This is a genomic window from Nakamurella leprariae (genome assembly GCF_016918035.1).
GTDB classification, from domain to species: Bacteria; Actinomycetota; Actinomycetes; order Mycobacteriales; family Nakamurellaceae; genus Nakamurella; species Nakamurella leprariae.
This window is the reverse complement of the sequence record NZ_JAERWK010000015.1, coordinates 110,711-124,050: the sequence shown is the minus strand read 5'-3', so window position 1 is coordinate 124,050 and position 13,340 is coordinate 110,711. Positions and strand designations below refer to the sequence as shown.

General features: G+C 73.3%; 11 protein-coding genes. 4 read left to right on the top strand and 7 right to left on the bottom strand.

All coding sequences use genetic code 11. From position 1 onward, the window contains the following. The first annotated feature begins 29 nt into the window (after positions 1-29). On the top strand, positions 30-641 hold the full coding sequence (locus tag JL106_RS11870; protein WP_205260933.1) for a TetR/AcrR family transcriptional regulator: 612 nt from the start codon (positions 30-32) through the stop codon (positions 639-641). Between the two features lie 21 nt (positions 642-662). On the opposite strand, the gene JL106_RS11865 is transcribed toward JL106_RS11870, so the two are convergent. The 4 genes from JL106_RS11865 to JL106_RS11850 are packed head-to-tail and all read right to left on the bottom strand — an operon-like array spanning position 663 to position 5,494. After that, positions 663-1,763 (bottom strand): DUF5914 domain-containing protein, encoded by a 1,101-nt coding sequence (locus JL106_RS11865; RefSeq protein ID WP_205260932.1) that lies wholly within the window; start codon positions 1,761-1,763, stop codon positions 663-665. A 1-nt stretch (position 1,764) separates the two neighbouring features. Further along, on the bottom strand, positions 1,765-2,721 hold the full coding sequence (locus JL106_RS11860; protein ID WP_205260931.1) for a phytoene/squalene synthase family protein: 957 nt from the start codon (positions 2,719-2,721) through the stop codon (positions 1,765-1,767). Continuing rightward, positions 2,718-4,193, bottom strand: a complete 1,476-nt coding sequence (locus JL106_RS11855) for a phytoene desaturase family protein (RefSeq protein ID WP_205260930.1) — start codon at positions 4,191-4,193, stop codon at positions 2,718-2,720. Before JL106_RS11855 ends, JL106_RS11860 begins: the two co-directional genes overlap by 4 nt. Further along, positions 4,190-5,494, bottom strand: a complete 1,305-nt coding sequence (locus JL106_RS11850) for a polyprenyl synthetase family protein (RefSeq protein WP_205260929.1) — start codon at positions 5,492-5,494, stop codon at positions 4,190-4,192. The genes JL106_RS11855 and JL106_RS11850 overlap by 4 nt, the downstream gene beginning before the upstream one ends. A gap of 421 nt (positions 5,495-5,915) precedes the next feature. Here JL106_RS11850 and JL106_RS11845 point away from each other — a divergent pair, with 421 nt between their 5' ends. Beyond that, positions 5,916-7,004: a Zn-dependent alcohol dehydrogenase gene (locus JL106_RS11845; RefSeq protein WP_205260928.1), complete on the top strand. Its 1,089-nt coding sequence runs from the start codon at positions 5,916-5,918 to the stop codon at positions 7,002-7,004. 10 nt (positions 7,005-7,014) lie between these two features. On the opposite strand, the gene JL106_RS11840 is transcribed toward JL106_RS11845, so the two are convergent. After that, positions 7,015-7,503 carry a nucleoside deaminase gene (locus JL106_RS11840; protein WP_328842158.1) on the bottom strand — a complete coding sequence of 163 codons (489 nt, stop codon included), beginning with the start codon at positions 7,501-7,503 and terminating at the stop codon, positions 7,015-7,017. Between the two features lie 10 nt (positions 7,504-7,513). Further along, entirely contained in the window at positions 7,514-7,999 is a 486-nt protein-coding gene (locus JL106_RS11835) for a tRNA adenosine deaminase-associated protein (RefSeq protein ID WP_328842157.1), read from the bottom strand. A 284-nt stretch (positions 8,000-8,283) separates the two neighbouring features. On the opposite strand from JL106_RS11835, the gene JL106_RS11830 reads away from it, so the two are divergent. After that, entirely contained in the window at positions 8,284-9,396 is a 1,113-nt protein-coding gene (locus tag JL106_RS11830; protein WP_205260927.1) for a prephenate dehydrogenase, read from the top strand. Between the two features lie 74 nt (positions 9,397-9,470). After that, the gene (locus JL106_RS11825) at positions 9,471-10,901 is read left to right on the top strand and encodes a hypothetical protein (protein ID WP_205260926.1); all 1,431 of its coding nucleotides are present in this window, start codon (positions 9,471-9,473) and stop codon (positions 10,899-10,901) included. Between the two features lie 97 nt (positions 10,902-10,998). Here JL106_RS11825 and JL106_RS11820 read toward each other — a convergent pair whose 3' ends face one another. Then, complete coding sequence (locus JL106_RS11820) at positions 10,999-13,323, bottom strand: transketolase-like TK C-terminal-containing protein (RefSeq protein ID WP_205260925.1); 2,325 nt, start codon at positions 13,321-13,323, stop codon at positions 10,999-11,001. Between the last annotated feature and the right edge of the window lie 17 nt (positions 13,324-13,340).

Below are 13,340 nucleotides of genomic sequence, written 5' to 3'. Positions count from 1 at the left end.
GCTAGCTCAGTGGGCGGTAGCCTGTCGAGGTGAGCCGAGTCGACCGGGCGCCCCGCCGACGGCTGGATCCGGACCAACGCCGGGCCGCCATCCTGGCCGCGGCCGAGGTCGCGTTCCGCGACCAGCCCTACGAACAGGTGGCGCTGGCCGAGGTGGCCCGGGCCGCCGGCGGCTCGGAAGCCCTGCTGTACCGGTACTTCCCGACCAAGGGCGAGCTCTACGCCGCCCTGGTGCGTCGCACCATCGCCGAGATCCACACCCGCCAACAGGACGCCCTGACCGCACTGCCGGACGGGGTCCCCGTCCGGGACCGGGTCCGGGCGCTGGTCGTGGTGGTGCTCGACATGGTGGCCGCCCACCCGCAGGCCTTCGCCGCCTCGATGCTGGCCTCGCACCGCGACCCGGAACCGGCCGCCGCCGTCCGCCGGGAGGCGCGCCGCGCGGACGTCGACCGACTGCGCGACCTCCTCGCCTCGTCGACGACCCGGCGGCACGTGTTCGCCCTGGAGGGCTGGTTCGGCCTGCTCGACGCCGCCTGCCTGCACTGGGCGGGTCTGGGCTGCCCGGCCGACGACCGGGAGCCGCTCATCGCCGCCGCGCTCGGCGCCCTGGAGGGTGCACTGGGCGACTGGGCGGCCTGAGACCCGTTGTCTCCGACGGGGTCAGCCGGGGAACTCGCCCTTGGCCCGCAGTTCGTACCGCCGCTCGGCGTAGACGAGGTCGTCCACCCACAGCCGGGCCGCGGTCCTGCGCATGAACGGCTGCAGCAGCGGCGCCACCCGGCGGGCCAGCGCGAAGCCGTTGCGCGGCGAGTACGCGATGGTCGCCTCGGTGATCACCGTGCGGGGCTGGCCCTGCTCGTCCGGTCCGATCGGCGTGGCGTGCGTCTCCACCACGCTGCCTTCGCCCTCACCGTCGACGATGAGCATGACGATGGTCCTCGAGTCCGGGGTGAAGAACTGGGCCCGCACCGACACGCCCCACGTCCTGGACAGCCGGAACGTGACGTCCACGGTGAGCACGTCGTCGTCGCTGGCGTCGTCGTCCACCGTGAGGTGGCTGAACGAGTAGGGGTGGAACCAGGCGCCGTGCCACGGGTCCAGCCGGTTGGCGATCACGTCCTGCGGCTCGCACACGCCGGTCACCGCCATGACGGCCGGCAGATGACCCTCCACCGGCGGTCTCGGCGGCAGCGTCGGCGCGTCGGTGGGCGTCTCGCCCTCCACCGGCAGCCGCACCCAGGCCAGCACCCCGTCGTCGAGCGCCCGGTAGCTGTTCCAGCCCTTGCGGGCAGTCGCCGACGGATCGGTGTCCGGGGTGCCGGGTCGCAGCGGCAGTCCGTGCCACCGGCACAGCAACGTTCCGTCCACCACCGCACACTGCTCCAGCAGCGCACCCAGGTGCGGGCAGGCGCCCGGGCCGGCGACCAGGTTGCCGGCCGCGTCCCGCCACAGCACGATCTCGCGGCCGTCCACCGTGCGGGTCACCGACTCCTCGGCCGGGATCTCCTCACTGGCCCCCACCACGAACCAGCCGCCGGCGTTGCGGGCCAGCGACCGCTCCAGCGCGGAGGCGATGCGCTGCGGATCGGCCTGCCGCCAGGTCGGCGCCATCATGTCCACGGACGGCTGCGGCAGTCGAGCGATCGGGATGCGCGGCCGCCCGTCCTTGCCGGTGCCGGCCAGCCGGTGCAGCAGTCCCGGAGCCGGGGCGGCATCCGGTCTCGACGCAACCGCCCTGGAGCCCCGCAGCTGGATGGTCATCTCACGCCACCTCCCGATCGACACCTGCCGGGCCGGCCACCGCCGGTCCGGGGCGCGCCTGAGCCCCGGACGGCCCACCGACGAAGATCCGCGCCGCCATCCCGGCCTTGCGCCACGTCGGCACCCGCAGTCGTTCGCCGAACACGTCCCCGTCGGCCTGCTCGATGAGATCCAGGATCCGCGCGTACAGCACCCGGGCGGTTGCCACGCAGCGCGCCGAACGCGGTGGCAGCAAGGGGATCCCGGCATCCGCGGCGCGGTACAGCTGGCGGTTGCGGGCCACCTCGAACGCCATCAGCGCCCGCCATTCGGGCGTCACCCGCCGCTCCGCCGGATCGGCACCGAACCGCTCCAGGTCCTCCTGCGGCACGTACACCCGGCCGTACCCCAGGTCCTCGCCGACGTCCCGCAGGAAGTTCGTGAGCTGGAAGGCCAGCCCGAGGGAGCGGGCGGGCTGCCGGGCGGCCGGGGCGATCGGATCGAGCACCGGCAGCATCATCTCGCCGATGACGGCGGCCGAGCCCTCCATGTAGCCGAGCAGGTCGTCCCAGGTGCGGTAGCTGGTCGTGGTCAGGTCCATGGCCATGGCCCCGAAGAACCGGTCGAAGCACTCGGGCTCGATCTCGACCGCGCGCACCGTCTGCGCCACCGCGGCCAGCACCGGGTCGTCGCTGCCGCCGTCGGCCAACGCGGTGCGGAACGAGCCGGCGAACGCGGCCAGCCGTGAGGTCAGCTCGGCCACGTCGCGGTCCGCGTCGTCCGGCACGTCGACGATGTCGTCGGCCAGCCGGCACAGCGCGTACACCGCGTACACGTGCCGCCGCCGGGACCGCGGCAGCAGCGCCGCTCCCCAGAAGTAGGTGGTGCCGTACTCCCGGGTCAGCTCGGCACAGCGCCGGTAGCCCTCCTGCAGCACCGGATCCCGCACCTCCGCCGCTGACGACGGCGAGGTGCTCACGCCGCCCCCAGGTACGCGTCGACCCGCTCCGCGGCAAGCTTGCCGGAGATGAGCACCATCGGGACCCCCACCCCGGGCACGGTGGCCGAGCCCGCGAAGAACATGCCCGGCACCCGCCGGTCGTGGTTGGCCGGCCGGAACGGGCCGGTCTGGGCGAACGTGTGGGCCAGCGCGAACGGCGTCCCGGCCTCCATGCCCTGCGTCTCCCAGTCGGCCGGGGTGACCAGCTCCTCGGCCACCACCTCCGACGGGTACCCGTGCTGCTGCAGGAAGACGTGCAACCGGTCCCGCATCGGGCCGGCCTCGCGCCGCCAGTCCAGGTCGGCCGACAGGTTGGGCACCGGTTCCAGCACGAACATGGCGGTGGATCCGGGCGGAGCCACCGAGTCGTCCGACACCGACGGCACCGTCACCAACCGGGACGGATCCGGCATCAGCGTCTTCTCCTCGAGCAGCGCTCGGAAGGCGCCGGCCCACTCGTCGCCGAAATGAATGTTGTGGTGGCCGATCTCGGGCCCCGGCCGACCCTTGGCCCCGACGTGCCAGACCACCGCGGACGGCGAGTACCGCGCGGTGCGCAGCCGCCGCGGCGCCGGCAGGTCCGGCAGCAGCCGGCGGTAGGCCACCGGCAGGTCGAGCGTGCAGACCACGGCATCGGCCGCGATCCGCTGCCCGCCGGCCAGCGCGACCCCGGCCACCCGGCCGTCGCCCCGGCGCAGCACCTCCTCGACCGACGAGCCGAGACTGAGCTCCCCACCCGCCTTCTCGATCGCGGCGGCGAGCGCGAGCGGGACCGCGTGCATCCCGCCCTCGGGGTACCAGACCCCCTCGACGCTGTCCATGTAGGTGATCACCGCGTAGAGGGCCAGCGCCGACTCCGGCGACAGTCCGGCGTAGAGCGCCTGGAAGCTGAACAGCTTGTGCAACCGGGGGTCCCGGAAGAACCGGCGCACCGCCGGGCCGAGCCGGCCGAACCCGCCCAGCCGCACCAGCCGGGCCGCGGCGACCGGGTCGGACAGCAGACCCAGCGGCGAGTCGAAGTTCCGGTCGATGAAGTGCGGCATCTCCACCCGGTACAGCCGGCGCAGCCACTCGACGAAGTCGTCGAACGCAGCGGCGTCGACACTGCCGCAGGTCTCGGCGATCTCGGCACGCATCGCGTCCCGGCCGGCCCGGACCCGGATGGTGCTGCCGTCGGCGAAGCTCGCCCGGTAGGCGGGGTCGAGCCGCCGCATCGGCAACACGTCGTCGAGCTCGGTGCCGACCGCGCGCAGCGCGTCGGCGATCAGGTCCCGCATGGTCAGCACGGACGGGCCGGGGTCGAAGGTGAAGCCGTCGCGGTGCAGCACCCCCGCCCGGCCGCCGGGGACCGGCTCACGCTCGACCACGGTGACCTGGTGCCCGGCGCCGAGCAGCCGGCAGGCCGCTGAGAGACCAGCCAACCCGCCACCGACGACCACGACCCGGCTCATCGGTCACGCCAGGCGACGCGGACGGCCATGTCCTGCAGCGGACCGACACCGTCGGGATGCAGCGCCCGGTCCTGCAGCGCAGTGAGCGCGCGGCGGACGTGCGCGTCGATCATGTCCTCCACCGCGCCCACCACCCCCTGCTCCATCAGGGCGGCGCGCAGCGTGATCAGCGCCTCGTCGTCGAACGCGGGGGTGCCCGCCGCGGCCAGGGCGCGCCGGGCCTCGGCGCCGCGCAGCCGCGCCTCCGCCAGGGCCAGGATGGTCGTGGGCTTGCCGGTGATCAGGTCGTCCCCGGACGGCTTGCCCGTGGCGACCGGGTCGCCGTCGATGCCCAGCAGGTCGTCGCGCAGCGCGAACGCCTCGCCGATGGCCTCCCCGTACCGCAGCAGCGGTACGACCACCTCGGGTCCACCGCCGGCCGCGACCGCCCCGAGCTGCAGTGGCCGCTGCACGGTGTACCGGCCGCTCTTCATCCGGGCCACGGCTCCGGCGAAGTCCAGGTCCCGCCGGTTGGCCGCGGTGCCCACCAGGTCGCGACGCTGCCCGGCCACCAGCTCGATGACCAGCTGGCGCCAGATCCGGCGCATCCCGGCCGGCAGCGAGGCGACCAGGGCGTCGGCCTCCGCGTGGGCCAGGTCGCCGACCAGGACCGCGATGCTCTCGCCGAACCGCTGGGCGCCGCCGACCGCACCGGCGGTGACGTGCAGCCCGGCGGCCCGCTCGTGCGCGGTGGGCCGGCCCCGGCGGGTGGCCGACTCGTCCATCACGTCGTCGTGCACGAGCACGAAGGCGTGCAGCAGCTCCAGCGCCGCGCTGACCCGGACCGTCTCGTCCCGGCCGTCGCCGCGGACCGCGCCACCGGCGGCGACCCAGCCGAGGTGGCACATGATGGGACGGAACCGCTTGCCACCCCCGTCGAGCAGGTCACCGAGCAGCCGCGGCAGGTCCTCGGCGCCGAGCACGTCGACGCGCGGTGTCGTCGGCACGGTCCGCCGGTCCGGAGCCCCGTCGAGCGCCCCGTCCAGCGCCCCGTCCAGCATGGCGTCCAGCGCACGGTCCGGTGCCTCGGCCTCGGCCCACAGCGCATCCAGTTCGTCCCGGACACGGCGCAGGCAGGCGTCCACGGCGAGCAGGTGAGCGGGCACGTCGGCACCGGAGCCCAGGTCGACCGGATCGCGGGGCGGCTGCCGGTCCAGCACCGAGACGGGCATCACCGGGATGCCCGGACCGCCGTCCGCGCCGTCACCGGCGTCAGCACCGACCATGGCGACGGTCCGCCGCCCCTGCCTGCCGTCCCGCATGCATCACCGAACCTTCTCCTCGTGCGGACCCTGCCGGACCGCCACCGATGGGGTCCGCAGGTGTTCCTCGCCGGTGACCACTGCACGTACCGGCCGACCCGCCCGATCGGTTGCACGGATCCTGCCTCGTGGGAGGGCCGGACCGCACCGCCGGACGAGTCGTCCAGCCGGGCGTCCCTGCCCGAGTGCGGCGCGACCCATCGGGAGCACCTCGGGTCCCGACGCCCGATCATCCGCAGACTCGGCCACAGAGGTACCCCCGACCGACTCGTCCGGAACAACTGCCGGACCCGGACCCGCCACCCTCCCGGGGCCGGGCGAGCGGTCGATGCTGAGATCAGGTAACTTCCGGCCACCGTGACCACGCCCGTCGTCGGCGGGTCACCAGCACCGTTCCCCCCAGCGTCGAGGAGAGCGTCACATGCGTGCAGCCGTCCTGCGTGAACTGCCCGGCGAGTTCGCCATCGAGGAGATCACCCTCGCCGACCCAGGGCCGCACGAGGTGCGGGTCCGCATCGTCGGCTCCGGCCTGTGCCACTCCGACCTGCACGTGCTCAAGGGCGCGCTGCCCTACCCGGTACCCACCGTTCTGGGCCACGAGGTGTCGGGCGTCGTCGAGCAGGTCGGCGACCAGGTCCGGTACGTCGCACCCGGTGACCACGTCATCGCGTGCCTGTCCACGTTCTGCGGGCACTGCCGGGAGTGCCTCAGCGGCAAGCCGCACCTGTGCCACAACCCCGAGACGCTGCGCGGCGAGCACGAACCGCCGCGCATCTCCAACGCCGGCGGCGAGCGGATCTCGCAGTTCGCCAACATCTCGGGCTTCGCCGAGGAGATCCTGGTGCACGAGCACACGCTCGTGAAGATCGACCAGCGGTACGACCTCGGCACCGTGGCCATCCTCGGGTGCGCTGCGGTCACCGGCATGGGCGCCGTGTTCAACACGACCCAGGTGGAGGCCGGGGCGACGGTCGCCGTGATCGGCGCCGGCGGCATCGGCCTGCACGCCGTCCAGGCCGCCCGGATCGCGGGCGCGGGCAAGGTCATCATCGTCGACACCAACCCGGGCAAACTCGACCGCGCCCGGATGCTCGGCGCCACCCACGCCGTGGACGCCAGCTCGACGGACGCCGTCGAGGCGGTCCGGGAGATCACCGGCGGTGGCGTCGACTACTCGTTCGAGTGCGTCGGTCTGGTCGGCACCGCCGAGCAGGCCTACGACATGCTCGGCTGGGCCGGCACCGCCACCATCGTCGGCGTGCTCCCGGCCGGCTCCAAGGTCTCCCTCAGTTCGCTGGGTCTGTTCCAGGAGCGCCGGTTCCAGGGTTGCTCCATGGGCTCGAACCGGTTCCGCTCCGACATCCCGCGGTACCTGGACTTCTACGACCGGGGCCTGCTCGACATCGAGGCCATGATCTCCAAGCGCATCACGCTCGACGAGATCAACGAGGGTTACGCCGCGCTCGAGCGCGGCGAGACCGCGCGTTCGGTCATCGTCTTCGACCACTGACGTCCTGCGGTCACGGGGCCGGCGCGCCGCCGGCCCCGCGGCGGCCGGCGAAGAAGTCGAGCAGCAGTGCCGCGCACTCCTGCTCGAGCACACCGCCGCGGACGGACACCCGGTGGGTCAGCCGGCGGTCCCGCACCACGTCCCAGAGCGACCCGACGGCCCCGGTCTTGGGCTCCCAGCAGCCGAACACCAGCCGGTCGATCCGGGCCGCGACCAGCGCCCCGGCGCACATCGTGCACGGCTCGACGGTCACCGCCAGCGTGCAGCCGGCCAGGTTCCATCCGCCGCGGGCGGCGGCGGCGGCGCGCAGGGCGACGATCTCGGCGTGCCCGGTCGGGTCGCCGGTCGCCTCGCGCACGTTCGCGCCACGCCCCAGTTCGGCGCCGTCCGGGCCGTGCACCACCGCGCCGATCGGCACGTCCGCCCGGGCGCCCGCGGCGGCGCCGCGCGCGACCGCGAGCGCCGACCGGACCAGGGTCTCGTCGTCGGCCAGGGTCACCGCGATCGGCTCACACCTTGTCGAGCACGGCCGAGAACTGCTCGCCGAAACCGCACCGCTCGGCGATCATGGCCAGCTGCTCGTCGGGGTACAGGTCGTCCTCGTCGACGATGAGCTGCATCTCCTGCTCGGAGACGCCGAAATCGGCCAGCACAGCCAGGTCGCCCTCGGGCCACGGGTCGTCGTCGGCCTCGTCGTCGTCCGGGGTGGGGACGTGCAGCAGGTCGAGCACGTCGGCCGCGATGTCGTAGTCCAGCGCGGCGGTGGCGTCGGAGAGCAGCAGTCCCGCTCCCCCGGGCACCGGACGGACCACCACGAAGAACTCGTCGTCCACCGCCACCAGGCCGAACACCGCGCCGGTGGACACCCGGCGCAGCGCGGTCAGCAGGCCGTCCAGGTCGTCCAGCAGCTCCTGGGCGAGCAGGGAACACTTCCAGGCGCCGTCCTCGCGGACCACGGCCACTGCGAAACCGTCGGTGTCCCCCGTGCTGCTCACGGCGGGAACGTTACGGGCTCCCCCGCGCCGGGGCGAGGCCGGTGGCAGTTCCCGGGAGATCCGTCACCGGCGACCCCGCGGGACCGGCGACGATCTTGCCCGGGCGCCGACCCCATGCCTGCGCCGAGGGCGCAGACCCGGTGATGGGGGCGACGCCCCGGCGCGGTGGATCGAGACCCCACTTCGGTGACGCATCATGGGTTGCAGCGCGCGGCGGGCGCGCCGGTCGGGGGACGCCACACGAGGAACGACCGGTCCGAGTCGGGCCGGAGGGGGAGACCATCATGACCGTAGGGAGCGGCTCCCGGGCGGGCTCGTCCGGGCCCGGCGCTGCGACCGCGAGCTCCGAGGGGGGCGCCGTGCTGGATCCGTCGCTGCTGCCACCGGCCGTGTGCGTGCTCGGGCTGGGCCTGATCGGCGGTTCGGTGCTGCGGTCGGCCGGCGCGCACACCGAGGTGTTCGGCTGGTCGCCGACCGAGCGGACCCGCGGCCTGGCCGCAGCCGACGGCCACGCCGTCGTCGACGAGCTGGACGCGGCGCTGGAGCGGGCCCGGAGCACCGACGCCCTCACCGTGCTGGCCGGACCGCTGACCACCTTCGAGTCGGTGCTGCGCCGGGTCGACGCGGTGGCGCCGACGCTGGCTCTCACCGACGTGGGCAGCGTCAAGGCACCGGTCGAGGCCCTGGTCGCCGAGCACGCGCCGCACGCCCGGTTCGTCGGGTCGCATCCGATGGCCGGCACGGCCGAGTCCGGCTGGGCGGCCGGATCGGCCACCCTGCTGCACGGCGCCCGGTGGGTCACCACCCTCACCGAGGACACCGACCTCGCCGTGTGGGCGGCGGTCACCCAGCTGGCCCTGGGCATGGGCTGCGTGGTCGTCCCGGCCGAGGCGGAGGCGCACGATGCGGCCGTCGCGCGGGTGTCCCACCTGCCGCACCTGCTGGCTCTGGCCCTGGCCCAGGTCGGCGCGTCCGGCGGCCAGGCCCCCGCGGCGCTGGCCCTGTCGCTGGCCGCCTCGTCGTTCCGGGACGGCACCCGCGTGGCCGGGACCCGGCCGGAACTCATCCGGGCCATGTGCGAGGGCAACCGCGAGGCGCTGCTCGACGCGCTCGACGACGCACTGGGGATCCTCGGGGTGGCCCGCGGCTCGCTGGCCTCCACCGGGTCACTGGCCAAGCTGGTGGCCGCCGGGCACGAGGGCCGGGAGCATCTCGACCACCGCACCGACGGGCTGGGCCGGGTCCTGCTGCGCGGTGACGACCTCGTCGACCAGCTGCTGGCCATCGGGGCGGCCGGTGGTCATGTCGACGGACTGCGCCGGGACCCGGACGCAGCCGGCTCCGGCTCCGGCCAGCCGATCGGGCTGCAGGTCAGCGGCTGGTTCCCGGAGGACTGAACGCGCAGCCGATCGACGGTCCCGGGGCGTGGTGGTCCGGCCCGAGCAGACGGCTCGGCCCGTACCCTTCCCCCATGGGCACCTCCGACGTTCCCGCGCGCCCTGCGGCGGGGCCGCACTCCCGGCTGGGCGGGTTCCTGTCCACGTACTGGACCCGCGGCACGCCGGGGCGCACCACGCCCCGCAGCCTCGTCGTCTTCATGCACCGCATGTGGCTGCTGGCCTTCGTGCTCAAGCTCATCGGGGCGTCCTGGGACGTCTCCTGGCACTTCAAGTGGTTGCGGGACGACCTGGCCCCGCCGCACCTGATCAACACCGTCGGCACCGGCATCGCCGTCGGCCTGGTGCTGGCGCACAGCTTCACCGGCTACGGCACCGACCGGCGGTCGCTGCGGATCATCCAGGTCGGCACCGGCATCTTCGTGCTGGCCGGCCCGATCGACATCATCAACCACCGGCTCAACGGCCTGGACCTGACCGCCTGGTCGCCGTCCCACATGCTGCTGTACATCGGCACCGGGATCATGCTGGCCGGTGTGCTGCGCAGCTGGTGGCACAACTACCCGCGCGACACCGACGGCGACATCAGCCGGAGCACCGGTCGGCCCAGCCGCGGCTGGACCGCGGGGTTCGTGGCGATGTGGGCCCTGATGTTCGAGAACACCTTCTTCCCGACCGGGCAGCAGGAGTACGGGATCCTCGAGGTCGCGTCCTGGTTCCGTGGCCAGCCGTACGGCGAGGGTGAGCTGCTGAACTTCGCCGCCGAGCAGATCGGCCGGCCGGTCGACGACATCGCGATCGAGCACTTCTCGCTGCCCATCGCCCCGTGGGTCTACCCGGTGTGGGGCGTCGCGGTCTGCGCGGCGGTGCTGGTCTTCGCCCGCCTGTCCACCGGCTGGCGCTGGACGGCGACCGCCGTGGTCGCGGGCTACGTCGCCTACCGCTGCGTCATCTGGCCGCTGCTGACCTTCACCATCTTCCCGCCGAGCTCGGTGCCGTTCTGGCTGCTGCCGGTCGGACTGGCGGTCGACCTGGTGCTGCTGCTGCGCATCAACCCCTACCTGCGCGCGGTGCTCGGCGCCGTGGTGGTCACCGCCGTCGCGTGGGGCGCGCTGGCGGTCAACTCGCTGGCCCTGGGCACCCCGCTGGCGCTGGGGTCCTGGGACATCGCGCAGATGCGGGCCGCGTTCGAGGCCGGCGACACGCTGCACTTCCCGCCGGTGAGCTGGAGCTCCTGGTGGCTGGCCGGCCTGGGCCTGACCGTCACCTGGGTCGCCGTGACGTGGATCTGGCAGCGCAGCACCGGTGATCGCCCGCCGCCCGCCGCCTCGTACGCGGCCGAACCGCCGCGCGACGCCCGCGGCATCCTGCTGGGCGAGCCGCTCGACGAGCCGGACGCCCGGCCGGCGCGCCGCGCGGCCGCGACCGGCGAGCGGCCGGTCGCGGGGCCGTCCAGCCGTGCGGGCCGCCGCAGCCGGCGGGCCCGGGAGCGCGCGCACGCCTGATCGGCATCGGCCGGGACCCGACCGGTTCCAGCGTGCGCGGTGACGGTTTGCGCCTGGGTCGCGCTCGCCGGACCACCCCACCCCATCGATGACGGAGTCAACGACCGCTGACCGCGAAGGCGGCGTCGACGATGGTCGTCACGTCGATGCCGTGCAGGCGGTAGGCGTCCTCCACGTCCGAGGACTGACCGAACTCGGTCACGCCCAGGTTCATCGACCGGTCCCCCCGCAGACCGGCCAGGAAGGACAGCGTGTGGGGATGGCCGTCCATGACGGTCACCAGCGGCGCCGGGTGTTGCGAGGGGAAGAGCACGGAACTGATGTCGCTGCCGTGCCCCTGCGCGGAGCGGAACAGCAGATCGGGGCTGGTCAGGCAGACGATGCCCGCGGTCACACCCTGCTCCGCGAGCACGTGGGCGGCCGCGATGACCTCCGGCATGATGGCTCCGGCGCCGACGAGCGTCACCTGATCGTCGGCCGGGGCGTGGGTCGTGATCCGGTAGCCACCGGCGACCGCCTGTCGTCGACGCCGTTCCAGGAGGACCTCGTCCTGCGGCAGCGCCGACAACGAAGGGTCGATCGGGCGGGTGGACAGGCGGAAGTAGCCGGATGTACCGCCGGGGACGCCGACGTGACTCATCGCTTCGAGCAGGCACCACTCGAGGTCTTGAGCGAACGCCGGCTCCCAGGCGATGCAGCCGGGCTGTTCGAGCCCGATCGAGGGGGTGGTGATGGACTGGTGGGCGCCGCCCTCGGGGGCGAGCGTGACGCCCGATGGTGTGCCGATGATGATCGACTGCCCGCCGGCGTAGATGCCGTACGACCAGGGTTCGAGAGCCCGTGAGATGAACGGGTCGTACATCGTTGCGATCGGGATGAGCCGCTCCCCCCATCGTGACCACGTCGCTCCCAGTTCGCCGAGCAGCCCGACCAGGTTGACCTCCGCGATGCCCAGTTCGATGTGTTGTCCGGTGGTGACCTCGGACCACTTCAGGACGCGTTCGGCGTCGTCAGCGAACCAGTCCAGGCGGTCCTGTGCCGACCACACCCCAGTCTTGTTGATCCACCCGCCCAGGTTCGTGGACGAGGCCACGTCGGGGCTGCACGTGACGACCCGCGCCGCGACGGCCGGCGCTTCGCGGGCCAGGTCGGCCAGGAAGCGACCGAGCGCCGCCTGGGTCGAGATCGGCTTGCCGTACGAGCGGGACAGCGTCGATGGCAGGACGTCGGGCCGTCGGGACGGGACTGCGGGTCGCTCGAGTGCCGTGGTCCGCTGTGCGCACAGCGCCGCAGCCGGTGAGCCGGGGGCGAAGGTCCGCCACGGATCGGCCGGATCGGCCCCGACCGAGTCGGCGAGCGTGGCCATCTGAGCTTCGCTGAGCAGTGCCGAGTGATTGTTGGGGTGGCCTTCGGTCGGCAGTCCACGACCCTTGACCGTGTACGCGAAGATCACGGTCGGGCGGGTCGTGTCCACCGCCCCGTACGTCTCCAGCAGCAGGCCCATGTCGTGACCGCCCAGGTCGCGGACGGCGACGGCCAGGTCGGCGGCGGGGAGCGACGCGAGCAGCGCACGGAGCTCGTCGGATGCGCCGGCACCGGCGATCCGCTCGGCCACGAGCGAGGTGTCGACCCGCAGCAGGCGCTGGTACTCCTCGTTCGACATCGTCTCGAGGCGCTCGCGCAGCTCCTCCCCGCCCGGGCGTTCGAACAAGGCGCTGATGGTGCGCCCCCACTTGAGGGTGATCACCTGCCATCCGGCCGCCCGGAACATCCCGATCAGCCGGTGGATCTGGACGTCCGGGACCACCCGGTCGAGAGACTGCCGGTTCAGATCGACGATCCACAGCAACTCGCCCAAGGTCGCGACCGAGGGGTCGGCGACGGCCTCCCAGATGGCCCCCTCGTCCAGCTCGGCGTCCCCCAGGAGGCTGATGAACCGTCCGGCTCGGGGCGTCGTGTCGAAGTGGGACGCGACGTAGCGGCGGGACATGGCGGCCCAGAGCGCTGCGGTGGCACCGATCCCCACCGAGCCGGTGGAGAAGTCGACGGTGTCGGGATCCTTCAGGCGGCTGGGGTAGGACTGCAGGCCGCCCTTGGCCCGGAGTGAGGTCAGGTACTTCGCGTCGAGATCGCCGATCAGGTAGTTGATGGCATGCAGCACGGGTGAGGCGTGGGGTTTGACCGAGACGCGGTCGTACCGCGTCAGCTCGGAGAACCAGAGCGAGACCATGATGTCCACCATCGATGCGCTCGACGCCTGGTGTCCCCCGACCTTGACGCCGCTGGTGTTGGGCCGGCCACGGTTGGCCGCGTCGACGATCGAGGTCGACAGCCAGAGCACCTTCCGGGCGATCTCGTCGAGCAGTTCGGTGCTGATCGGGCTGTCGCCCTCGGACAGTTCGGATTCGTGGACTGCGGTCATGATGCTCTGCCTCTGGG